Annotated in this window: 23 protein-coding genes and 1 pseudogene; 9 read left to right on the top strand and 15 right to left on the bottom strand. The window is 68.1% G+C overall.

Annotated elements, in window-relative coordinates; translation table 11 throughout:
- Positions 1-48: 48 nt before the first annotated feature.
- Positions 49-555: a hypothetical protein gene (locus AC1VNM_RS08505; protein ID WP_377154843.1), complete on the bottom strand. Its 507-nt coding sequence runs from the start codon at positions 553-555 to the stop codon at positions 49-51.
- Between the two features lie 304 nt (positions 556-859).
- On the opposite strand from AC1VNM_RS08505, the gene AC1VNM_RS08510 reads away from it, so the two are divergent.
- Entirely contained in the window at positions 860-1,393 is a 534-nt protein-coding gene (locus AC1VNM_RS08510) for a response regulator (RefSeq protein ID WP_483106583.1), read from the top strand.
- A gap of 22 nt (positions 1,394-1,415) precedes the next feature.
- Positions 1,416-1,955, top strand: a pseudogene (locus AC1VNM_RS08515) (D-glycero-alpha-D-manno-heptose-1,7-bisphosphate 7-phosphatase); the annotation flags it as partial.
- Positions 1,956-2,016: 61 nt separating this feature from the next.
- Here the strand turns inward: AC1VNM_RS08515 and AC1VNM_RS08520 are convergent.
- The 6 genes from AC1VNM_RS08520 to AC1VNM_RS08545 form a co-directional block, all read right to left on the bottom strand.
- Positions 2,017-3,207, bottom strand: coding sequence for a DNA topoisomerase IB (locus AC1VNM_RS08520; RefSeq protein WP_483106584.1), 1,191 nt, complete (start codon positions 3,205-3,207; stop codon positions 2,017-2,019).
- 99 nt (positions 3,208-3,306) lie between these two features.
- Positions 3,307-4,770 carry a sigma-54-dependent transcriptional regulator gene (locus AC1VNM_RS08525; protein WP_377154840.1) on the bottom strand — a complete coding sequence of 488 codons (1,464 nt, stop codon included), beginning with the start codon at positions 4,768-4,770 and terminating at the stop codon, positions 3,307-3,309.
- A 280-nt stretch (positions 4,771-5,050) separates the two neighbouring features.
- Positions 5,051-5,398 (bottom strand): hypothetical protein, encoded by a 348-nt coding sequence (locus tag AC1VNM_RS08530; protein ID WP_483106585.1) that lies wholly within the window; start codon positions 5,396-5,398, stop codon positions 5,051-5,053.
- 176 nt (positions 5,399-5,574) lie between these two features.
- Entirely contained in the window at positions 5,575-6,273 is a 699-nt protein-coding gene (locus AC1VNM_RS08535) for a DUF2968 domain-containing protein (protein ID WP_483106586.1), read from the bottom strand.
- An 89-nt stretch (positions 6,274-6,362) separates the two neighbouring features.
- A complete protein-coding gene (locus AC1VNM_RS08540; protein WP_483106587.1) occupies positions 6,363-7,421 on the bottom strand; it encodes a glycosyltransferase family 9 protein in 1,059 nt (352 codons plus the stop codon).
- A gap of 87 nt (positions 7,422-7,508) precedes the next feature.
- Positions 7,509-8,423 (bottom strand): YihY/virulence factor BrkB family protein, encoded by a 915-nt coding sequence (locus AC1VNM_RS08545; RefSeq protein WP_483106588.1) that lies wholly within the window; start codon positions 8,421-8,423, stop codon positions 7,509-7,511.
- A gap of 155 nt (positions 8,424-8,578) precedes the next feature.
- Here AC1VNM_RS08545 and AC1VNM_RS08550 point away from each other — a divergent pair, with 155 nt between their 5' ends.
- Positions 8,579-8,920 (top strand): PRC-barrel domain-containing protein, encoded by a 342-nt coding sequence (locus AC1VNM_RS08550; protein WP_067272510.1) that lies wholly within the window; start codon positions 8,579-8,581, stop codon positions 8,918-8,920.
- 86 nt (positions 8,921-9,006) lie between these two features.
- Here AC1VNM_RS08550 and AC1VNM_RS08555 read toward each other — a convergent pair whose 3' ends face one another.
- Complete coding sequence (locus AC1VNM_RS08555; protein ID WP_377154834.1) at positions 9,007-9,462, bottom strand: CBS domain-containing protein; 456 nt, start codon at positions 9,460-9,462, stop codon at positions 9,007-9,009.
- 89 nt (positions 9,463-9,551) lie between these two features.
- Between AC1VNM_RS08555 and AC1VNM_RS08560 the strand changes: the two genes are divergently transcribed.
- The 4 genes from AC1VNM_RS08560 (at position 9,552) to AC1VNM_RS08575 (ending at position 13,343) form a co-directional block, all read left to right on the top strand.
- Entirely contained in the window at positions 9,552-10,865 is a 1,314-nt protein-coding gene (locus AC1VNM_RS08560) for an O-acetylhomoserine aminocarboxypropyltransferase (protein WP_483106589.1), read from the top strand.
- Positions 10,862-11,701, top strand: coding sequence for an alpha/beta fold hydrolase (locus AC1VNM_RS08565; RefSeq protein WP_377154832.1), 840 nt, complete (start codon positions 10,862-10,864; stop codon positions 11,699-11,701). Before AC1VNM_RS08560 ends, AC1VNM_RS08565 begins: the two co-directional genes overlap by 4 nt.
- 63 nt (positions 11,702-11,764) lie before the next feature.
- The gene (locus AC1VNM_RS08570; protein WP_431103845.1) at positions 11,765-12,124 is read left to right on the top strand and encodes an Mpo1-like protein; all 360 of its coding nucleotides are present in this window, start codon (positions 11,765-11,767) and stop codon (positions 12,122-12,124) included.
- 136 nt (positions 12,125-12,260) lie between these two features.
- Complete coding sequence (locus tag AC1VNM_RS08575; protein ID WP_483106590.1) at positions 12,261-13,343, top strand: F-box protein; 1,083 nt, start codon at positions 12,261-12,263, stop codon at positions 13,341-13,343.
- A 32-nt stretch (positions 13,344-13,375) separates the two neighbouring features.
- Here the strand turns inward: AC1VNM_RS08575 and AC1VNM_RS08580 are convergent, their stop codons facing one another.
- Together AC1VNM_RS08580 and AC1VNM_RS08585 are read right to left on the bottom strand one after the other, a co-directional pair.
- Positions 13,376-14,245 carry an SDR family oxidoreductase gene (locus AC1VNM_RS08580; protein ID WP_483106591.1) on the bottom strand — a complete coding sequence of 290 codons (870 nt, stop codon included), beginning with the start codon at positions 14,243-14,245 and terminating at the stop codon, positions 13,376-13,378.
- Positions 14,246-14,311: 66 nt separating this feature from the next.
- Positions 14,312-15,244 carry an NADP-dependent oxidoreductase gene (locus AC1VNM_RS08585; protein ID WP_483106592.1) on the bottom strand — a complete coding sequence of 311 codons (933 nt, stop codon included), beginning with the start codon at positions 15,242-15,244 and terminating at the stop codon, positions 14,312-14,314.
- A 106-nt stretch (positions 15,245-15,350) separates the two neighbouring features.
- Between AC1VNM_RS08585 and AC1VNM_RS08590 the strand changes: the two genes are divergently transcribed.
- Positions 15,351-16,304, top strand: a complete 954-nt coding sequence (locus tag AC1VNM_RS08590) for a LysR family transcriptional regulator (protein ID WP_483106593.1) — start codon at positions 15,351-15,353, stop codon at positions 16,302-16,304.
- A gap of 2 nt (positions 16,305-16,306) precedes the next feature.
- Here the strand turns inward: AC1VNM_RS08590 and AC1VNM_RS08595 are convergent, their stop codons facing one another.
- Genes AC1VNM_RS08595 through kbl form a run of 3 tightly spaced genes read right to left on the bottom strand, consistent with a single transcriptional unit; the run spans position 16,307 to position 19,273 of the window.
- The gene (locus tag AC1VNM_RS08595) at positions 16,307-17,002 is read right to left on the bottom strand and encodes a hypothetical protein (RefSeq protein ID WP_483106594.1); all 696 of its coding nucleotides are present in this window, start codon (positions 17,000-17,002) and stop codon (positions 16,307-16,309) included.
- A 60-nt stretch (positions 17,003-17,062) separates the two neighbouring features.
- Positions 17,063-18,031: an NAD-dependent epimerase/dehydratase family protein gene (locus AC1VNM_RS08600; RefSeq protein WP_483106595.1), complete on the bottom strand. Its 969-nt coding sequence runs from the start codon at positions 18,029-18,031 to the stop codon at positions 17,063-17,065.
- Between the two features lie 24 nt (positions 18,032-18,055).
- Positions 18,056-19,273, bottom strand: coding sequence for a glycine C-acetyltransferase (gene kbl / locus AC1VNM_RS08605; protein WP_483106596.1), 1,218 nt, complete (start codon positions 19,271-19,273; stop codon positions 18,056-18,058).
- A gap of 177 nt (positions 19,274-19,450) precedes the next feature.
- On the opposite strand from kbl, the gene AC1VNM_RS08610 reads away from it, so the two are divergent.
- On the top strand, positions 19,451-20,029 hold the full coding sequence (locus AC1VNM_RS08610; protein ID WP_483106597.1) for a helix-turn-helix domain-containing protein: 579 nt from the start codon (positions 19,451-19,453) through the stop codon (positions 20,027-20,029).
- Positions 20,030-20,051: 22 nt separating this feature from the next.
- On the opposite strand, the gene AC1VNM_RS08615 is transcribed toward AC1VNM_RS08610, so the two are convergent.
- Positions 20,052-20,477, bottom strand: coding sequence for a PIN domain-containing protein (locus AC1VNM_RS08615; protein ID WP_483106598.1), 426 nt, complete (start codon positions 20,475-20,477; stop codon positions 20,052-20,054).
- Positions 20,474-20,707: a FitA-like ribbon-helix-helix domain-containing protein gene (locus tag AC1VNM_RS08620; protein ID WP_377154822.1), complete on the bottom strand. Its 234-nt coding sequence runs from the start codon at positions 20,705-20,707 to the stop codon at positions 20,474-20,476. The genes AC1VNM_RS08615 and AC1VNM_RS08620 overlap by 4 nt, the downstream gene beginning before the upstream one ends.
- Positions 20,708-20,788: the final 81 nt, after the last annotated feature.

A 20,788-nucleotide genomic window follows, 5' to 3' on the forward strand; every position in this document is an offset into this window, starting at 1 on the left:
AGATGGCAAGCGGCGTGCCTCGACGGCGCGACCGGGGGAAAGACCGGCTCAGCGCGGCAGCGGCGGCTTGGGATGCGTGTCTAGCCCGCGGTGCGGCGACTCGGACACCTGCGGTCGGCCGCCCTCGGGTTCCAGCATCTCCTCGATGATGAAGTGGCCGTAGTACTGCGCGCGCTCGGCGTGGTTGCGGCGCGCGATCTCGGCGATCTCGCGCGCCTGCGCATCGTCCCTGGCCTTGACGACGAGGAAGTGGTAGCCCCGCTCGGCCAGTTCGCCCTGGCTGCGCAGCAGGTTGATCTCCTGCCCGATCGCGGCCAGCGGACTCGCGCGTTTCAGGTCGCGTTCGACCAGCTCGATCATCTCGCGGTCGGTGATCGCATGCAGGTCGGCGTCGGCGATGCCGTGCGCACTCAGCGCCGCGCGCGCCTGGCCGGCATCGGCCGCGCCGGGAAAGCTGATCACCAGGTGATCCACCGGCTTGTACACGCCGAAACTGGTGGGACGCTCGTCGTCATCGGGCTTGTCGGCGGCGCCGGGTCGGAGGCTGGTGGCCATGGAAGCTCCTTGAAGTGAGGCGTGAGTCTTCCCGGCAAGGCAAGCCTCGTACCCATTGCAAGCAGCGCCTTTCCCGCAGGCGAACCGGAGAAAAAAGAAGGCCTACTCAACGTGTCACCGAGATTGACGGATGGATCATCGACCGGTTACACCGGACGAGCCTACTGCCTCCGGGAAGCGTCGATATCGACCCGGTGCAGGTCCGGTGCCCCCGCATGGAATCCCCAGGGTTGGGGAGACTTTCAGGCACGGCAATTGCCCTCTCTCGCGACCAACCGTATTCGAACAGGGAAGGAGCGAAACGATGAACGACGGTGTTACGTCGGTGCTGTACGTCGAAGACAGCCCTCTCAACGTCATCGTGATGGAGGCGATGTTCGAGCAGCGCCGCGACCTGCGCCTGCACGTCGCCGAGGCCGGCATGCCCGCCTGGCGCCTGAGCGCGCAGCTGCAGCCATCGCTGCTGCTGGTCGATCTCCACCTGCCCGACTGCCACGGGTCGGACCTGCTGAAGCTGCTGCGCATGCGGCGCGGTTGGGCGCAGGTGCCGGCGATCGCGGTGACGGCCGATTCCGATTTCGACGCCCTCGGCTGCGGCTTCCTCGAGCTGTGGGCCAAGCCGCTGGATGTGCGCAGGACGCTGGCCCGCCTGGCCGAACTGCTGCCGCCGCCACGCGGCTTGCGACCCGCCGATGCGATTGCCGCGCCCGCCGACGGACTGCAGACCGGCGTCATGATCGATCCGGCCGCCGACAGTGCCAGACGGGAGCCGGGCCTGATGGCCCGGCACAAACAGTCGCTGGCGCCGCGCCAGACCGACTACGGTTGGGTGCGCTGAGCGCGTCGCGGAGGCTGCCCCTGTGACCGCCTGGCTCGACGCTCCCCTCGCCACCCTCTCCCTCCACGACCTGGATTTCTCCCGCCAGCGGCCCGATGGCCCTTTGCCGGGATCGCTGCGCCCGGCGGTCTTTCTCGACAAGGACGGCACGCTGGTCGAACCCGACGACGCAGCCATCCACGATCCTTCGCGTCTGCGGCTGATGCCCGGCGCGGGCGAGGCGCTCGTGCGGCTGAGCGCCGCGGGGCTGGCGCTGGTGCTGGTCACCAACGAAAGCGGCATCGCGCGCGGCGCGTTCACCCGTGTCCAGTTCGCGCATCTGCAGGGGGCCCTGCTGCGCCGCCTGAAAGACGAATTCGGCGTGGCGCTCGACGACGTTGCGGTCTGCCCGCACGCGCCCGATGCGCAGGGCCGTCCGGCCTGCCTGTGCCGCAAGCCCGCGCCCGGCATGCTGACGCGCGCGGCGCGGGCGCACGGCCTCGATCTGGGTCGCTCGTGGATGGTGGGTGACCTGCTCGACGACGTCGAGGCGGGTCATCGCGCCGGTGCCACCGGGCTGCTGCTGGACACCGGCGGCGAGACCGTCTGGCGGCGCTCGCCGCTGCGCGAGCCGGCGGGCGTCTTCAGCGACTGGCCGTCGCTGGCCGAGCACCTGCTGCGCGAGGCGGCGTCGGCCGCGACGTCGACGGCGCTGACGGACGAGGCGCTCGACGCCCCGCTGAGCCCGGCGAACGGGGCGTCGACTTCCTCGCCGAAGGCTTCACAGGTTCAGGCGCAGGCGCAGGCGTAGCAACCTCCACGCGAGGCTGCGTCCGGAGCAGCCCCATGAGCCGCCGCTCCGCGACGCTCAGGCCGGTCACCGCCGGCGGCTTGCCGATCCAGCGCTGCGACGGCAAGGTCGCCAGACGGTCGGACTGCCCCCATGCCAGCACCGCCGGGTGGATGTAGGACTTGCGGCAGACCGCCACGGTGTTGCCCAGCCGTGCGGCCACCTCCTTCACCGTCTGCTTCAGTGCGTCGACCGGCGCGGTGCCGGCGCGGGCGTGGTCCGACAGCAGGTCCAGCGCCAGCACGCTCGCGTGCCAGGTGCGGAAGACCTTGGCGCTGCAGGTCGGACCGCCGGCGGTGGCGAGCCAGTCGTTGACGTCGGAGGCATCGATGCGATGGGGCTCACCCGCCTCGTCCTCGTAGCCGAACAGCTCCTGCCCGGGCAGATCGCGACAACGGCGCACGAGGGCCGCGACGCGGTCGTCGCGCACGGCGAGTTGGTGACGCACGCCGCTCTTGCCGGGGAAGCTCAACAGCAGCGCGTCGCCCTTCACCTTCACATGCCGGCACAACAAGGTACTGAGGCCGTAGGAGCCGTTGCTGCGCGCGTACTCGCGATGGCCGATGCGCATCCAGGTGCGATCGAGCAGCCGCACCAGCGCCGCGATGACCCGTTCGCGGTCGAGGCTGCGATCGACACCGTCCGGGCGCAGCCGACGCTGCACCTGCCTGCGCAGGCGGGGCAGGCGCTGGCCGAAGTCCAGCAGCAGGCTGAACTTGTTCTCGCCGCGCAGGGCCATCCAGTCGGCGTGATAGCGGTACTGCTTGCGACCGCGCGCGTCGCGCGCCGTGGCCTGGATATGGCCGTCGTCGCGGGTGCAGATCCACACGTCCTCGTAGGCAGGCGGAATCGCCAATGCGCGGATGCGCTTCAAGGTCGATGCGTCGCGCACCGGCCGCCCGGCGGCATCGACATAACGGAAGCCCTTGGCCGCGCGCTTGCGGCGCAGACCGGGTTCGCAATCGGATACCCAACGCAACGACATACGAGTCCTCCTGCCTTTCCCAAGGCAGGCCGCATGCCAGCACCGCTGGCCCTCACCCGGCCCTCTCCCGCAAGCGGGAGAGGGGGGCCGAGGAAAGGCTTACTGCTCGGCCTTGTCCGCCGCCGCCGCGTCTTCGGCGGCGTATTCCTTCAAGCGGTTGTAGAGCGTCTTGAGGCTGATGCCCAGCACGGCCGCGGTCTGTTCCTTGTGGTGCTTGTAGTGCTGGAGCGTGGCCAGGATGAAGGCCTTCTCCACCTGCGCCATCGAACTGCCGAGCGGCATCGTGATCGACGGACCGGAGGTTTCCGCCGCCGTCACGAAGGCCGGCGCCGGCGCGGCTGCCGGGACGCCCCCACCGAGGCTGGTGACCGCCGCGGCCGACGCAGCCGTGGACTGCGGGTCGGCGCCTTCGCCCTTGGGCAGCCACTGCTCGTCGACGACATCGGCCACCGCCATCACATACGCGCGCTGGACCGCGTTGCGCAGCTCGCGCACGTTGCCGGGCCAGTGGTAGGTCTGGAGCTGCGCCAGCGCCTTCGCCGTGAAGCGCTTGTTCTTGCCTTCCTTCGCCGCGATCTGGCGCAGGAAATGGTCGGCCAGCAGCGGCACGTCATCGAGGCGGTCGCGCAGCGGCGGCATCTCGATCGGGAACACGTTGAGGCGGTACAGCAGGTCCTCGCGCAGCTTGCCCGCCTGCACCGCCTGCAGCAGCGGGCGGTTGGACGCGGCGATGACCCGCACGTCGGCATCGAGCGTCGTCGTCGAGCCCACGCGCATGAAGCGCCCGGTCTCGAGCACGCGCAGCAGCTTGACCTGCAGCTCCATCGGCATCTCGGTCAGCTCGTCGAGGAACAGCGTGCCGCCGCTGGCGCGTTCGAAGAAGCCCTCGTGCTGCTTGTCCGCGCCGGTGAAGGCGCCCTTCTCGTGGCCGAAGATCTCGCTCTCGATCAGGTTGGGCGAGATGGCGCCGCAGTTGACGGCCAGGAACGGCTTCTTGCGGCGGCGGCTCAGGTCATGGACCGTCTGCGCGACCAGCTCCTTGCCGGTGCCGCTCTCGCCGTTGATGAAGACCGACACGCTGGTCCCCGCCACGCGCGAGATCTGTTCGTAGATCCGCTGCATCGGCTGGGTGCGGCCCCACAGCAGCCCGAAGTGACCGGTGTTGGCCAGGTTGGCGTTCAGCTCGGAGACCTCGGCCTGCAGCGCGGCGGGCTTCATCACCCGCGACAGCACGCCCTGCAGCTGCTTGATGTTGATCGGCTTGACCAGGTAGTCGGCCGCGCCCAGGCGCAGCGCCTGGATCGACGTGTCCAGGCTGGCGTGACCGGTGATCAGCACCACCTCGGAGTTGGCCACCAACTGAGGATCCTGGAACAGCTCCATGCCGTTGCCGTCGGGGAGTTGCAGATCCAGCAGCACCACGTCGGGCTGCTGCAGCGCAATGTGCCGCCGGGCATCGCGCAAGGTATGGGCCACCGACACGGTGAATTTCTCGCTCGCGATCAGTTCCTGCAGGGTGGCGACGGAATCGATATCGTCATCCACGATCAACGCATGGGTCACCGGTACATCCTTCGTTATGGGGGGTGGTCACTTCTTTTGAGGCGGGACTTTCGTGAACTAGGTCAACCGAACTCATCTAACTCATTCTTGCAGCAAGCGGCCCGCTTGCCAGCCCCTTGGCGATTCGATTTGAAAAATATTCCGGTGAGAGCTGGTCGATGAGCGTCCGCACGCAAACGGCATACGAACAACACGCCCCACAAAACGACACCGGCCGCGGTCCGAGAACCACGCCGGTGCCGGCAAGCGGTCTGCGGGACCGCTGAAATCGACGGGGAACTCAGGCATCCCGACGGCGGCGCTGGACCCATCCCACCAAGGCCAAGGCGACGACCAGGGTGAGGAAGTTGCGGATCTCGAACGACGCGCCGGAAGACTCGCTATCGGCGTCGATGACGGAGGACGGGCTCGGAGACGCAGAGGTGCTCGGCGACGGCGTCTGACCCTGCGGGGCGGGACGGACACCGGCGGGAGCGTGGCGGGACGGGCCGTTCGCCGGGGCCGCGGCCTCCGGACGGACCAGCGCCGCGAGCCTGGCACCCTCCAGGAAACTGCCGGAGCTCTCCGCGTGGGCCACGGTCGCGGCCAACGTCAGCGGAATCGCCCAAGCAAGCTTGTGCAGGTGCATGAAAACCTCCTGTGATGGAAACGGGAGCGCAGTCGGGCATCCGTCCGGTCCGCGCGGTCGCCGAGCGTCCACGCGCGGCTCGCAGGAGAGGCAAGCACCGTGCCCGCACGAACGTCCTGTGACGATTTAGTTGCCGCGACATGGGCATGCGGGACATCCCGCAGGAGGTCAGGCGGTCAGAACAGCGCCGCACCCAATTCGAAACCGATCAGGCCGGCCAGTCCGGCCTGGAGCGTCGATCCGAAGGCACCGCATGCATCGAAGGGCGAAAACGCGCAGCGGTCCGCGAAGCTCATGCCATAAGGCGAGCAGATCGACGCAAACGGCGGGGCGTACGGGGGGTGGAACCTGGGACCGAATGAGCTGCAGCCGTAAGGATCGAAGCGCGTCCATCGGTCCGGCATGGCCCACTGATTCGGCATGGCCCATGGGCCGGACGCGGCAAACGGGTCCGGCACAGACCAGGGCGACAACGATCGCTGCAATTGCTGCACCTGCCGGTAGGCCTGCTTCAGCTGTTGCTGGGCCGCTCGCAGTTGCTTCTGGGCCTGCAGCAACTCGTGCCGGGCCTCGTTCTGCAGGGTCGGCTGCAGAGTGGGCTGCAGAGTGGGCTGCGTGGAGGGCTCCTGCTGTCCGGCAATCTGCCGGCGGAATCCGGCCAACAGGCGAGCCTGCTCCTTGTGCTGCTTCGCCTTCAGTTCGCTGAGGAAGGCTTTCACGTCAGGGCTGTCCTTGTCGACCGCGTCCTTGCCGTCGTCCACCTCGGCGTCATCGGGCAGCTCGGTGATCTGGATCGAGGAGGGAAACATCGACTCATCTGCGCCGCCGGGGAACGCCCGCGACGACGCCGAAGTCGATCCGAAATGGTTGTACATGGAATTCCTTTCGCTGAAGTGGCGCCACCCCTCGATCGGGGCTCGATCAGGGCTCGATCGCGATGTGTCGCTGCCGAACCCTCAGCGGTTCAGGAAAAGTTCATCTCGCGTCGCAAGGCCTCACCGGGCAGCACGGCGGGCACCCGCGCCGCGGCGGCCACCGTCAGCGGCAGGTCGTCCGTGGCCACGACCACGCGGGCGCCGGCCGCCAGCGCGGCCAGTTCCCCGATCGACACGGTCGGCAGCAAGACGTGGCCCCGCTGCGGCATCGTCGCGCGCAGTTCGGCCAGGGCCGCTTCTTCGCCGGGCAACGCGCACAGCACGACCGCCGTGTCGTCCGCCCAGGCGTCGAGCAGCACGTCGGCCGCCGCCGCGAATGCCGCGGGCTGGCAGTGGCGCGCGCCGCCCCCGCCCGGGCACACCAGGACGTAGCGCTGACCGAAGCGCAATCCCGCTTGCTGCAAGGCGTTCCGCATCTGGTGGGTGTCCTTGGGCAGCAGCCGCAGGCGGGGACGCTCGTCGGCGGTGCGCATGCCGACGTGCGCCACCAGGGCGAGCTGACGGCGGGTGTCGTCGTCGGCGGCCGTGTCGTCCAGCAGTTCGTCGCTGAGCAGGCCATGCGCGGGCTCGCGGACATGGGCCAGCGTCAAGGGGATGCCTGCCATGCGGCACAGCAGGGCCGCCGGCAACGCGCTCTGCGACGACGGCGAGAACAGCACGGCCGCATCGAAGTGGCTGCGGCGCAGCTTGCGCACCAGGTGCATCTCGGCGTCGCCGCGCATCGTCGACGGCTCCGCGTTCAGCGCGGCAGTGCCGCTGGCGGTCCAGGGCGCGTTGAAGGTGACGACCTCGTCCACCGCCTGCAGATGCGGCCGCAACGCCAGCGCCTCGGGCGCGGCGAGCAGCGTCGACTGCGTCCACGGCATCGTCTCGTGCACCGCCGCGAAGGACGCGGTGGAGGCCAGCACGCCCGCCACGCCGTCCAGGCGGACCAGCAGTACGCGACGCACGTTGCACCATCGGCGGTGACGCTCCTCGGCCTGCGTGTGCGCGTCGACCGGCAGCGCGTCCAGCGCGAGCACGCCCGCGTCGCCCGACTCCGGAGCGGTCGGCGGGCGGGCGCGCTGTTCGAGGGACGTCGCGATCATCCCGTCGACGTGGCAAGCGACGTGCCGGACGCAGAGCGAGGATCGGCGCGGGTTGGCGGGTGATCGCGTGCTCTCGCCGGGCGCGCGTCAGCCCGGCGCCAGCGTGCGCGTGGCCGTCTCGGCGGCCTGCTCCCGCAGGCTGTGGCGTTTGGCGAACGCCCAGCTCAGTTCGGCGCCCATCAGGAAGACCTGGGTCGAGTAGTAGACCCACAGCATCATGACCACCAGCGAGGCCGCGGCGCCGTAGGCCGAGCTCACGCCGCTGCGGCCGATGTACAGCCCGATCAGCGTCTTGCCGAGGCTGAAGAGCGCCGACGTGATCAGCGCGCCGACCCAGACGTCGCGCCAGCGCACGGGGACGTCCGGCACCCACTTGTAGATGACGGCGAACATCACCGTGATCAGCGCATAGGCGAGCGTCCCGTTCAGGATCTGCGCGAGCAGGACGAACTCGGTGCCCAGCCACGGCGTCCACCATTTGCTGATCGCAGCGAGCGCGGCGCTGGCCACCATCGAGACCATCGACAGGAAGCCCAGGCCGAGGATGAGGCCCAGCGACAGCAGACGCTTGCGCAGCAGCGTGACCAGCCCCTGCCACACCGGCCCGCTGCGCACGGTGGGCGCCTTCCAGATCCGGTTGAGCGAGTTCTGCAGTTCGGCGAAGACGGAGGTCGCCCCCACCAGCAGCACGATCGTGCCGATCGCGGCGGCCCAACCGCCCTCCTCCGGCCGGTTCACGCGCTTGAGCAGATCCTCGACCGCCGCGGCGCCGTCGGTCCCGAGCAGTCCGGAAAGCTGTTCCATGACCTCGCCGCGCGCGGCCTGCTCGCCGAACACCAGGCCCGCCACGCTGATGACGATCAGCAGCAGCGGCGCGATCGAGAACAGCGTGTAGTACGCGAGCGCCGCGCCCATGCTGGGCGCGTTGTCGTCGCTCCAGCTTTGCGCGGCTTCGCTGACGATGTCGACGGCTTCCTGGACGGCGTGGGGCAGCTTGGGCATGCGGGGCGGCCGCGGCGGAGCGCGGCATTGAGGGCGGCGTTGAGGGCGGCGTTGAGGGCGGGAAGGATTTTCTTTGTCGAGGCAAGAGAAATTCCCGCGGGCACCGGCACGGCGATTGCCTCGAAGGTCTTATCCCAACCACCAGGAGACCCCTCATGGCAAGCACCACCATCGCCTCGGATCGCGTCGAAGGCACCAAGGTCTACAACGGCAACGGCGACAAGCTCGGCTCGATCGACAACCTCGTGATCGACAAGCGCTCGGGTCTGGTCCGTTATGCGGCGCTGGAGTTCGGCGGCTTCCTGGGCATCGGCACCGACCGGTATCCGATCCCGTGGAACATGCTGAAGTACGACACCAGCCTGGATGGCTACGTCGTGCCGCTGCGCGAAGACCAGCTTGAGAAGGCGCCGCGCTACGCGCAGACCGACCGCCCCGAGTATTCCGACGAGTACGGCCGCAAGGTCTACGACTACTACGGCGTGGCATGGATGTGACGACGAAGGTCGTCATCGAGCGTTGAAATCCAACCTGCAATGAAGAACGCCCCGGAACTCCGGGGCGTTTTCAATTGAGCGGGCGATCAGGCGGCGGTGGCGCCGTCCTCGGCCGGCCAGTCGCGGATGTAGGCCTTGAGCATGCGGTTCTCGAAGTCCTGCGCGTCGACGACCGTCTTGGCCACGTCGTAGAACGAGATCACACCCATCAGCTGCCGGCCGTTGAGCACCGGCATGTAGCGCGCGTGACGGCCGAGCATCATGCGGCGGACTTCGTCGATCTCGGTCTCGGGCGTGCAGGTCAGCGGCGCGTCGTCCATGACGCTGCGCACCAGCCGGGTCCCGACGCTGCCGCCGTTGCCGACCACCGCCTGGATGACCTCGCGGAAGGTCAGCATGCCGACCAGATCGCCGAACTCCATCACCACCAGCGACCCGATGTCGCGCTCGGCCATGGTCTCCGCGGCCTGGGCCAGCGGGGTGTCGGGAGAGACGGTGAAGAGCGTGCTGCCCTTGACGCGCAGGATGTCGGAGACTTTCATGGACGTGGGAGAAAAAGCTTGACTGGCAACATAGCACACAATGCCCGGCGCCAGACACGACTGGACACCATAACAAGCAGGAGACACCCATGTCAGGTCCATCCGACCCGGGCTTTGATACCTTGGCGCTACACGCCGGGGCCGCGCCCGACCCCACCACCGGCGCCCGCGCCGTACCGCTGCATCTGACGACCTCGTTCGTGTTCGAGAGCGCCGAGCAGGCCGCGGGCCTGTTCAACATGGAACGCAGCGGGCACGTGTACTCGCGGCTGTCGAACCCGACGACGGCCGTGCTGGAGGAACGCATCGCCGCCCTCGACGGCGGCATCGGCGGCCTGGCCACCGCCAGCGGCCAGGCGGCCCTGCACCTCGCGATCGCGACGATCGCGGCGGCCGGCGACCACATCGTGGCGTCGAGCGCGCTGTACGGCGGTTCCCACAACCTGCTGCACTACACGCTGAAGCGCTTCGGCATCGAGACGACCTTCGTGCGGCCCGGCGACCTGGACGCCTGGCGCGCGGCGATCCGACCGCAGACGAAGCTGCTGCTGGGCGAGAGCCTCGGCAATCCCGGCCTCGACGTGCTGGACATCCCGTCGATCGCGCAGATCGCGCATGAGGCGCACCGGCCGCTGCTGGTCGACGCGACCTTCGCGACGCCTTATCTGCAGCAGCCGATCGCGCTGGGGGCGGACCTCGTCTACCACTCGGCCACCAAGTTCCTGTGCGGACACGGGACTGTCGTGGGCGGACTGCTGGTCGACGGCGGGCGCTTCGACTGGGACCGCGCCCATGCGGCGAGCGGCGAGCGTCGCCGTTTCGCCGAACTCTGCGAGCCGTACGACGGCTTCCACGGCATGGTGTTCTCGGAGGAAAGCACCGTCGGCGCCTTCCTGCTGCGCGCGCGTCGCGAAGGCCTGCGCGACTTCGGCGCCTGCATGAGCCCGCACACCGCCTGGCTGATCCTGCAGGGCATCGAGACACTGCCGCTGCGGATGCAGCGCCATGTGAGCAACGCGCAGAAGATCGCGGAGTTCCTCGAGGCCCAGGACATCGTCGAGCGCGTGAACTACCCCGGACTGGCTTCGCATCGCGATCACGCGCTGGCGCAGAAACTGTTGCCCAAGGGGAGTGGCGCCGTCTTCAGCTTCGACTTGAAGGGCGGACGCGAGCCGGGCCGGCGCTTCATCGAAGCGCTGCGGCTGTTCTCGCATCTGGCGAATGTCGGCGATGCCCGCTCGCTGGTCATCCATCCTGCATCGACGACGCATTTCCGGATGGACGACGCGGCGCTCGCGGCCTCGGGCATCCGGGCCGGGACGATCCGCCTGTCCATCGGACTGGAAGATCCCGACGACCTGATCGCCGATCTGAAAACCGCGTTGAAGGTGGCGTCGAAATGAGTGCGAAGAAGCTCAAGGTCCAAGGCCGGTCGGCCTATGCGTACACCGGCGGCAAGCGCTTCGACGCGACCCTGCCGTGTGTCGTGTTCATCCACGGCGCGCTGCACGACCACAGCGTGTGGACGCTGCTGGCGCGCCACTTCGCCCACCACGGCCACGGCGTGCTGGCGGTCGACCTGCCCGGGCACGGCCGCAGCGAAGGCCCCGCGCTGGGCGATGTGGAGGCGCTCGGTGACTGGATCAACGAGGTGCTCGACGCCGCCGGCGCCGGCGCGCCGGGCGCGAACGGCACGGTGTCGCTGGTCGGTCACTCGATGGGCTCGCTGATCGCGCTCGAAGCCGCGGCACGGCGCCCGGCGCGCGTGTCGCGGCTGGTGATGGTCGGCACCGCGTGGCCGATGAAGGTCTCGGACGCGCTGCTGAGCACCTCGCGCGAACGGCCGCGGGCGGCGATGGCGATGGTCAACGCGTTCTCGCACTCGACGACGGCGGGCAAGCCCTCTTATCCCGGACCGGGCGCGTGGATGCACGGCGGCAACCTGGCGCTCATGGAGCGCATGCAGGACGGCTACGGCGAGCACGGCAATCTCTTCGAGCACGACTTCCTGGTCTGCGATCGCTACCAGCGCGCGCCGGAGGCTGTCGCGCAAGTGACCGCGGCCGGCATCCGGTCGGAGATGATCCTTGGCGCGAAAGACGCGATGACGCCGCCGAAGGCGGCAAAGCAGCTGGCCGAGATGCTCGGCGCGCGCGTGCAGACCTTGCCGGCCGGGCATTCACTGATGACCGAGGCGCCGGAGGGGATGTTGAATGCATTGAAGGCGGCGCTGGTCTGAGCGCCGTACGGTGACGACCTCAGCCAAGCAGACGGCCCGCGAGGGCCGCGCCAGGAGACGACCATGAGCACCAGCCCCCTGCCCCACGCGCCCCAGGATTCGGACCCGAACGCTGACCGCGTGAAGGCCATGCGCAGCTTCGCCGAGTTCTATCCGTTCTACCTCGGCGAGCACCGCAACCGGACCTGCCGGCGGCTGCACTTCGTCGGCTCGACGCTGGGGCTGCTGTGCCTGGCTTATGCGCTGGCGACGCAGACGTGGAGCTTCGTGCTCATCGGCCTGCTGTGCGGCTACGCGTTCGCGTGGATCGGGCACTTCGGGTTCGAGAAGAACCGGCCCGCGTCGTTCAAGCGGCCGCTGTACAGCTTCATGGGCGATTGGGTCATGTACAAGGACATCTGGATCGGGAAGATCCGGTTCTGATGGGGGGGCGGACACCGCCTCGTTCCGGATCGTCCCAGGCACCCGAACCCACGCTGGACTTGGTTGACAAAGGACCCTTCCATTCGCCGTGTCGCGAGTGGAGGTTCAAATCGAGGTCAACCAGGACAGGCCAATGATGAAGACGACGAACGCGCACGACGGCGCGGCGCAAGGATTGAGTGCGTTTGCTGAAGTTCATGCCGCCACGGAGACAGCGGCGCAGGATGCGGCCTCTGGTACCGAGCGCTCTTTGGCCGAGTTGCCCCCGGAGTTGCTCGAAAGGATCGGCAGCCATCTCGGCGCAAAGGATCTTGTCGCACTCACCCGCACAGGTTCCAGACACATCGCCGCGTCCTTCGCCTACCAGCTGAACCAGGCGCGCACGCTCGACGCTGTGAGAAAAGCGTGCGAACGCTCCACCGACCTCGCCGTGTTGACCTCATCGATCCAGGGTTTGCGGCCCGCGCATCAGGTCGACGCCCTGCAGCATTGGGCGACGCGCCTCCGCGAATTGCCTGCGGTGCGGCGGTCCGACCGCGTCGCCGACTTTTACGCTGTCGTCGCCTCCTTGCCTCACATCGCGGACCAGCCCCCATTGGCCCTGAAGTTGAGACTGGCATGTCATGACAGCGCCTGGTCCGCCGTGGAAGCAGGAGAAAGCGAGGAGGCGGTCGCCGCCGCCTTCCAACTGTCGTCGCCTCGGGAGATGAAGCGATTGGCATGGACCGTCGCTCACAAGGAGGCAAGCGCACTCGTAGGCGCTGGCGCTTCAGTCTCCGAGACCGCCAGCGCGTTCGATCTGGACAGGATGGGCTACGACTATCTGGCGCATCGATCCGTCGACGGACCTGCCGGGGCCGCCGCGCTGGCGGGGCAACCCATTCAGGAGGTGTATCAGTCCGGCAGTTTCTTCAGTAACAAGCGCAGGGGATATCAATTTCATTTCAGTGAAGGTGCCATCCGCAGGTTGGACCAGATGGTTTTCGATGGGCCAGCCAGCCAGGCCGTCCTGGCGGGCGAGAGGGTGGTGGATGTCTTCCTCCGCCATGGCTTCAGCAACGTCAGCTACCACTTCCGATTGCAGGAGTTGGCCTGCCAGGGTCCTGCCGGGGAGGCCGTCAAGGCGGGGGAAGATGTGGAAGCGGTCGCCAAGCGATATGGCATCAACGCCCCGAGTTGCCTCCGTCGCTGGCTGCAGGAACCCGGCGAGTCGTCTTGACGACGACCTGCCTGATTCCCTGCGCGCTGGCGTCACGCCGCGCCAGCGAGTTCTCCGATCAGCGCCTCGTAGTGCCGCAACGGTCGACCCAGCAGGGTCTCCAGGCGCTGGACGGTGCCGGCGGCCGGCTTCATGCCGTGCTGCTGGATGCGGGCCATCATCAACCGCATGTCGTAGGCCATCCAGGACGGCGCCGCGTTGGCCAGTTGGGCCTCGAAGGCCGCGAGGTCATCGCCGCCGTAGCGGATCTCCCGCTGCAGCACGCGACTCCAGGCTTCGGCGACCGAGGCGCCCGACAGTTCCTCCGGGCCGACGACGTCGAGCACCACACGCGGCAGCGGTCCGGGCGCTGCATCACGGCGCAGCAGTTCCGCGACGGCGACATCCGCCAGATCGCGCGTGTCGATCATCGCCACACCCGCGGTGCCGATCGGCATCGGATAGACGCCGTAGCCTTCGATCACCGATTGCACCTGCTGATCGTTCTGCATGAAGTAGGCCGGGCGGAGCACCGTCACGGGCAGGTCCAGGCTCTCGATCATCCGCTCCACCGTGTGCTTGCCGGTGAAGTGCGGCACGTCGGTGAACCGGTCCGCGTGGATCACGGACAGGTAGACGATGCGCTCGATGCCGGCCTCCCGCGCCAGGCTCAGCGTCTGCAGGCCTTGCGTGACTTCGTCCGGTGTGACCGCGTTGAGCAGGAACAGCGTGCGCACGCCCGACAGCGCGTGGCGCATCGACGGGATGTCGGACATGTCGGCGACGACCTCGGTGACGCCGTCCGGCAACTGCGCCCTGCCCGACTTGCGGACCAGCGCCTTGACGGAAGCGCCTTCGCGCGCGAGACCTTGGACGACGAGGGAACCGATGGTGCCGCTGGCACCGGTGACGAGAATGCTCATGGGGGACTCCTTGTGGGGATGGTGGGTGGTGAAAGGGAACGGGAGAACGGGGTGACGGGGAATCGATCAGGCGCCGAAGTCGACGACGGCCTTGCCGTGGATGGCGCCATTGCGGTGGCGCTCGATGGCGGCGGGCAGCGCCGTGAAGGGCACGACCTCGCCGACGCGGGCCTGCAGCTCGCCCCTGGCGACCTGCTGCGCGACGTGCCCCAGCAGCGCCGCGTCGGGCTTCATGACGAACCACAGGCCTCGCAGGCCTGACGGCGTGCTGGCCAGGATCCCGGGCGACGAGGTGCCGACGACGACACCGTTGCGGGACAAGACCTGCCACGTGCGGTCGAGCACGTCGCCGCCGACGTAGTCGAGCACCAGGTCGATGTCGCGCACCACCGATTCGAAGCGCTCCGTCCGGTAGTCGATGACCTGGTCAGCGCCGAGCGCGCGGACCGCGTCGATGTCGTCGCTGGCGGCGGTCGCGATGACATGAGCGCCGGCCCGCTTCGCGAACTGGACTGCAAAGCGCCCCAGTCCACCGGCCGCGCCATGCACCAGCACGCGTTGGGACGGCCAGAGGGGGCCGGCGAAGTGCAGGCTCTGCCAGGCGGCCAGAACGGCGACGGGCAGCGACGCGGCGGTCAGGTCATCGAGCGCTTCGGGCGTCGGCGCCAGATTCGCCTCGTTCACGGCGACCAGTTCGGCGTAGGCGCCCAGAGCGCCGAGCGGCCCCATCACACGATCGCCGACCTGGAAGCGCGACACGCCGGGGCCGACGGCCTCGACAACGCCGGCCAGTTCGATGCCAAGCACCGCCGGCAAGGCGATCGGAAAGGCGTCGCGAACGTCGCCCTCGCGCACCTTCCAGTCGAGGGCGTTGAGGCCGGCGGCCCGAACGCGCACCAGCACTTGGCCGGCCTGCGCGACCGGGGCGGCGATCGTGGACATCGTGGTGGCCTCGGCGCCGCCGTAGGCATTCAGGGTCAGGGCTTGCACGGTGGTCATGGTTCAGTTCCTTCCATCGGTGGGTGGCGATGGATGAACGATAGGCCGTTGCATTCGATAAACACAGACGCCAAAATCGATACTGTCTGTCTCACTGGTGGAACACATGGACCTGAACGCACTGGCGGACTTCAATCTGGTCGCGACGCATGGCGGCTTCGGGCGGGCGAGCCGCGCCAGCCGCCGCTCGAAGGCGACCCTGTCGCGTCGCGTCGCGGATCTGGAGGAGCAGCTCGGCGTGCGCCTCATCGAGCGCGGCGCGAAGGGTCTGGAGCTGACGGAAGCGGGTCAGGCCTTGCTCAGCAGGACGGAAGGTCCGATGAACGAGGTGGCCGATGCCTTCGCGTCCACGCGCGAAGGCGCGGATCAGGTGCGCGGGCAATTGCGCATCGCCGCGCCGCTGCTGTTCTCGCAGCTCGCGATGGGACGCCTGAGTGCCGAGTTCCGCGCGCTCCACCCCGGCGTGACCGTCGAGGTCGTCGGTGAGGACCGGGTGGTGAACCTCGTCGATGAACGGTTCGACGTGGCGATCCGGCCCAACCCGCGCATGGACACCGCGCTCGTGGGACGCTGTTTTGCGAAGGACCGGCTGGTGGTCGTTGCGGCGCCGTCGTTCGCGATGCCGGCATCCAGCAGGCCCGTCCCGGGCAAGGCCGTCTCTCGCAGGTCCGCCGCAGGCAAGCCGCCTTCGGACCCGGCAGCCTCAAGCGAGGCCCCGGTGGAGGTGCCCGCGGTGGTCAGCGCGACCCGGGAGGGCGAGGTCTGGGAACTCGACGGCGGCGCGCTGAGGCTCGCACCAAGACCGGTGCTGCGGCTGTCGTCGATGCTGATGGTGAGAGACGCCACGCTCGCAGGCGCGGGCGTCGCGTTGCTGCCTCAATCCATCGTCTGGAGCCAGCTCACGCGCGGCGAACTCGTCCAATGGGGCGCAGTGAGCGGCAAGGAGGTCGAGCTGTGGGTGCTGCACACCTCGCGCCGGCTCGCGAGTCCCAAGGTCAAGGCGTTTGTGGACTTCATGTGCGCCAGGTATCCGGAGGGCGTGCTGACCTTGACCGGCTGAAGTCAGGGCGTCGCCATGACAGGCAACAACGCCTTCGCCGCCTCGATCCTCAGCGCCATCGGTACGGTCGCATCGTTCATCACCTGCAGCAGGAATGCGCGGGGATCGCTGAAGCCGGTGGCGAGCGCGTAAGAAGACGCTGGGCCGGAGGCGTCCGGCGTCGACGACGCGGTTGCCGGTGCCAGGTCTTGCGGGAGCGTCGGCGCGAGCTGCCCCATCGCCACCGCCCACTCCTGCGGGGTGATGCTCTTCAACGTCTTCAGCAGGTCCGCCTGCCCTTCGACGCCCGGCGGGATGTCCAGCCAGGTCGCCTCGACGAACACCGGCGCCAGGTCCGGCGCGACGAACGCGGACCATTGGCCTTCCTTGACTTCGGCCGGCACCGCCGGAGGCTCCGTCAGGCATCGGATGCGCGGCGCGGCGACGTCGCTGAGGTAGCGCGCCGTCAATCCGTCGAAGAACGCCCTCGCCTCGTCCGGCGAACAGCCCTGCTGCAGCGAGAACCACAGCTGATAGCTGTTCTCCCCCGCGATGGCGATGCCCGGCGCGGGCAGCGACAGATCGAGCTGCACACCGCGCCACACGGCGCCGAGCAGGTCCCAATCCGAGGGGCGCCCGACGTCGAGCACGAGCGCGCGCACCGATCCGTCAGGACCGGCGGCGTAGAGACGTTGAAGTTCAGTGGAGAGTCGGGACACTTGGATGAACTGGACTGAAGGAATCAGCCCCGAACTCTACGTCCTTGTCCGCCTGACCGCTCAGCCTTGCGCCGACGGCGGAGCCTGCTCCGCCTGCGCCTTCAGCGACGCCAGCATGTCATCCGCCATCGCGTCCAGGTCGTAGCCGAGCTTCCAGCCCCAGTCGCGTTGTGCGACCGAGTCGTCGATGGACTGCGGCCAGCTCGCCGCGATGTTCTGGCGGAAGTCCGGCGCGTAGTCGATCTCGAAGCCCGCGATCTTCCGGCGGATGGACGCGGCGATCTGCTCCGGCGTGAAGCTCACGCCCGCCAGGTTGTAGCTGCCCCATTCGGTGATGCGCTCCGCCGGCGCTTCCATCAGCTCCAGCGTCGCGCGCAGCGCGTCGGGCATGTACATCATCGGCAGCGCCTGGTCTTCCTTCAGGAAACAGGTGTAGCGGCCGTGCTTGAGCGCCTCGTGGAAGATCTCGACCGCGTAGTCGGTCGTGCCGCCGCCCGGGGGCGTCTTCCAGCTGATCAGGCCCGGGTAGCGCAGGCTGCGCACGTCCACGCCGTGGTTGGCGTGGTACCAGCGGCACCAGCCCTCGCCCGCCAGCTTGGAGATGCCGTAGATCGTCGTCGGGTCCATCACCGTCGTCTGCGGCGTGTCGCGCTTGGGCGTCTGCGGACCGAAGGCCGCGATCGAGCTCGGCCAGAACACGCGCTCCAGCTTCACCGTGCGCGCCAGCTCCAGCACGTTGAGCAGGCCCTTCATGTTCAGGTCCCAGGCCCACATCGGGTGCTTCTCGCCGGTGGCCGACAGCGCCGCCGCCAGGTGGTAGATCTGCGTGATGCCGTGGCGCTTGACCACCGCCGCCAGCGCGGCCGCGTCCGTCACGTCCAGCATCTCGTGCGTCAGCTGCGGCACGCGGCCTTGCGGCGCCACGTCGCTGGTGATCACGTTGGCGTTGCCGTGGCGTTTCGCGAGCTCCACCGCCAGTTCGGAACCGATCTGGCCGTTCGCGCCGATCAACAGGATCTTCGTCGTCATGGGATCTTCTTCTAACGCTGCTTCTTACTTCACCAGGCCCAGCTCGCGGCCCGCCTGCGCGAACGCGGCCACCGCCTGCTCCAGATGCTCGCGCTCATGCACGGCGGAGATCTGCACTCTCACTCTGGCTTGCTCCTTCGGGACCACCGGGTAGAAGAAGCCGACCGCGTAGACGCCCAGCTCCAGCAGGCGCGCGCTCAGCTGCTGCGCCTTGACCGCGTCGAACAGCATCACCGGCACGATCGGGTGCGTGCCCGGCTTGATCTGGAAACCGGCCTGCTGGATCGCCTCGCGGAAGTAGGTCGTGTTGGCCTCCAGCTTGTCGCGCAGCGCGGTGCTGCCTTCCAGCAGGTCCAGCACGGCGATCGATGCGCCGACGATGCTCGGCGCCACGGTGTTGGAGAACAGGTAGGGGCGCGAACGCTGGCGCAGCAGCTCGATCACTTCCTTGCGACCGGTCGTGAAACCGCCGGACGCGCCGCCCAGCGCCTTGCCCAGGGTGCCGGTGATGATGTCGACCTTGCCGAACACGCCGCGGTGTTCATGCGTGCCGCGACCGGTCTTGCCCATGAAGCCGCTGGCGTGGCACTCGTCGATCGCGAGCAGCGCGCCGAAGCGGTTGGTGATCTCGCGGATCTTGTCGAGCTGCGCGATCGTGCCGTCCATCGAGAACACGCCGTCGGTGAAGACCATGACGTGGCGGGCGCCGGCGGCGCGCGCGGCCGTCAGCTGCGCCTCCAGGTCGGCCATGTCGTTGTGCTTGTAGCGGAAGCGCTTGGCCTTGCACAGGCGGATGCCGTCGATGATGGAGGCGTGGTTCAGCTCGTCGCTGATGATCGCGTCCTGCTCGCCCAGCAGCGGCTCGAACAGACCGCCGTTGGCGTCGAAGGCGGCCGCGTACAGGATGGTGTCCTCGGTGCCGAGGAAACGCGCCAGGCGCTGCTCGAGTTCCTTGTGGATGTCCTGCGTCCCGCAGATGAAGCGCACCGACGACAGCCCGTAGCCGTGCGTGCGCAGCGCCTCATGCGCGGCTTCCACGACCTTCGGATGCGAGGACAGGCCCAGGTAGTTGTTGGCGCACAGGTTGAGCACCTCGCGACCGTCGTTCGTCCTCACGATCGCGCCCTGCGGGCCCGTGATGATGCGCTCGCTCTTGTAGAGGCCGGCGTCGCGGATGCCTTGCAGCTCGTTCTGCAGGTGGCGATAGAAGTCGTCGGTGGACAGGGGGACGATGTTGGTCATGCGGTGCTCCTGCGGCACAATCCGTTAAATCGAACGTGTTCGTTATATCGAACAGCCGTGCAGTATCAAGGAAGTGCCACAACCGGTCAAGGCGTCGGCGCTTCCCGGAACGCTACCCGAGTTCCTCCGTTTCCCTGAATGTCCCGAACTCCCGCCGCCCTTTTGCCCAAGCCGCCGATGTCCGCCAATCCTTCAGAGAAACTGGAACCGCCGCGCGTCGGCGCGACCTTGCAGACGCTGCGGCAATCGCAGGGTCTGTCGCTGGACGAACTGTCGCGAAGAGCGGGCGTGTCCAAGTCGATGCTCTCGCAGATCGAGCGCAACCAGGCCAATCCCACGGTGGCCGTGGTGTGGCGGCTGGCCAATGCGCTGCGGGTGGAGTTGTCCGAGCTGCTGGGCGGCGAAAGACCCGCCGCGCCGCCGATCGAGATCGTCGCGTCGCACGGGACGCCCGGGCTGTCGAGCCCCGACGGCCTGTGCCGGCTGCGGATCCTCGGTCCCATCGACCTGGCCGGCAACTTCGAGTGGTACGAACTGACCGTGCAACCGGGCGGCGCGCTGGAGTCCGCGGCGCATGAGCCGGGCTCCCGCGAGCACCTGAGCGTGCTGGGTGGTGAACTCGAAGTGACGGCCGGCGGCAGCCGCCAGATGGTCAAGACCGGCGAGACCGCGCGCTACGCGGTCGACGGCGCGCACGCCATCCGCAACCTGTCGAAGAAAGCGGCGACGGCGCTGCTGGTCGTGCTGCACGCCTGACGCAACGGGTCTGGGCTCGTCGTCAGGACGTCCAGAGCCATGGATCCACAACGTGGACCCCAGTCGTCTCGAAATGTTTGATGTTGCGAGTCGACACGGTCATGCGATTGGCCTTTGCAATCGCTGCAATGGCGCCATCGTCAAACTTCACCGGTCGTCCTTTTACCTTTCCAAGCCCAACGATCTTGCCGAACTCTCGTGCGGCACTTTCATCGAACGGCAGGATACGACCCTCGAAGAGCGGAAGCAGCTCGCGCTCAATGAGACGCTGCAGCCCTGAGCGGCGATTCCCCTTGGGCAAGACCTCCACGCCCGCGAACAACTCGGCCACGGTGATGGTGGAAATATGAAGATCCCAGGGATCCTGAGCGTTCAACCAGCCCAACACCGCCGCGCTTGGCCGCGGCTTGAGCGGTTCGGACACGACATTGGTGTCAAGCAGGATCATTCGAACTCAGCCGGCGTCACTTTCGTCGTGCGCCGTGGAAGCTTCAAACCGGGTTGCCCCATCCGCTGACCGATGCGCGCCAGCGCCGTGCCCAGCCCTTCCGCGGGAGCTGCCGCATCCTCCAGGATCTGGCGAATCTCAGCCTCAGTGCTTCGTCCATGACGCGCAGCACGACGCTTGAGCGCCTCATGGGCGACATCCGAAAGATTCCTGATCGTCACCGCTGCCATTGATATCACTCCGATGAGAGATTGCTATCAAGTCTAGCCTCAATCAGACTCGTCCCCCCACAAGACCCCTTCCCGGACGCC

The organism is Mitsuaria sp. MSU3D (assembly GCF_056867975.1).

Coding starts and splice junctions, on each gene's coding strand:
- AC1VNM_RS08505 (WP_377154843.1), bottom strand. CDS start 555: ATGGCCACCAGCCTCCGACCCGGCGCCGCCGACAAGCCCGATGACGAC.
- AC1VNM_RS08510 (WP_483106583.1), top strand. CDS start 860: ATGAACGACGGTGTTACGTCGGTGCTGTACGTCGAAGACAGCCCTCTC.
- AC1VNM_RS08520 (WP_483106584.1), bottom strand. CDS start 3,207: ATGTCGTTGCGTTGGGTATCCGATTGCGAACCCGGTCTGCGCCGCAAG.
- AC1VNM_RS08530 (WP_483106585.1), bottom strand. CDS start 5,398: ATGCACCTGCACAAGCTTGCTTGGGCGATTCCGCTGACGTTGGCCGCG.
- AC1VNM_RS08535 (WP_483106586.1), bottom strand. CDS start 6,273: ATGTACAACCATTTCGGATCGACTTCGGCGTCGTCGCGGGCGTTCCCC.
- AC1VNM_RS08540 (WP_483106587.1), bottom strand. CDS start 7,421: ATGATCGCGACGTCCCTCGAACAGCGCGCCCGCCCGCCGACCGCTCCG.
- AC1VNM_RS08545 (WP_483106588.1), bottom strand. CDS start 8,423: ATGCCCAAGCTGCCCCACGCCGTCCAGGAAGCCGTCGACATCGTCAGC.
- AC1VNM_RS08550 (WP_067272510.1), top strand. CDS start 8,579: ATGGCAAGCACCACCATCGCCTCGGATCGCGTCGAAGGCACCAAGGTC.
- AC1VNM_RS08555 (WP_377154834.1), bottom strand. CDS start 9,462: ATGAAAGTCTCCGACATCCTGCGCGTCAAGGGCAGCACGCTCTTCACC.
- AC1VNM_RS08560 (WP_483106589.1), top strand. CDS start 9,552: ATGTCAGGTCCATCCGACCCGGGCTTTGATACCTTGGCGCTACACGCC.
- AC1VNM_RS08565 (WP_377154832.1), top strand. CDS start 10,862: ATGAGTGCGAAGAAGCTCAAGGTCCAAGGCCGGTCGGCCTATGCGTAC.
- AC1VNM_RS08570 (WP_431103845.1), top strand. CDS start 11,765: ATGAGCACCAGCCCCCTGCCCCACGCGCCCCAGGATTCGGACCCGAAC.
- AC1VNM_RS08575 (WP_483106590.1), top strand. CDS start 12,261: ATGAAGACGACGAACGCGCACGACGGCGCGGCGCAAGGATTGAGTGCG.
- AC1VNM_RS08580 (WP_483106591.1), bottom strand. CDS start 14,245: ATGAGCATTCTCGTCACCGGTGCCAGCGGCACCATCGGTTCCCTCGTC.
- AC1VNM_RS08585 (WP_483106592.1), bottom strand. CDS start 15,244: ATGACCACCGTGCAAGCCCTGACCCTGAATGCCTACGGCGGCGCCGAG.
- AC1VNM_RS08590 (WP_483106593.1), top strand. CDS start 15,351: ATGGACCTGAACGCACTGGCGGACTTCAATCTGGTCGCGACGCATGGC.
- AC1VNM_RS08600 (WP_483106595.1), bottom strand. CDS start 18,031: ATGACGACGAAGATCCTGTTGATCGGCGCGAACGGCCAGATCGGTTCC.
- kbl (WP_483106596.1), bottom strand. CDS start 19,273: ATGACCAACATCGTCCCCCTGTCCACCGACGACTTCTATCGCCACCTG.
- AC1VNM_RS08610 (WP_483106597.1), top strand. CDS start 19,451: ATGTCCGCCAATCCTTCAGAGAAACTGGAACCGCCGCGCGTCGGCGCG.
- AC1VNM_RS08615 (WP_483106598.1), bottom strand. CDS start 20,477: ATGATCCTGCTTGACACCAATGTCGTGTCCGAACCGCTCAAGCCGCGG.
- AC1VNM_RS08620 (WP_377154822.1), bottom strand. CDS start 20,707: ATGGCAGCGGTGACGATCAGGAATCTTTCGGATGTCGCCCATGAGGCG.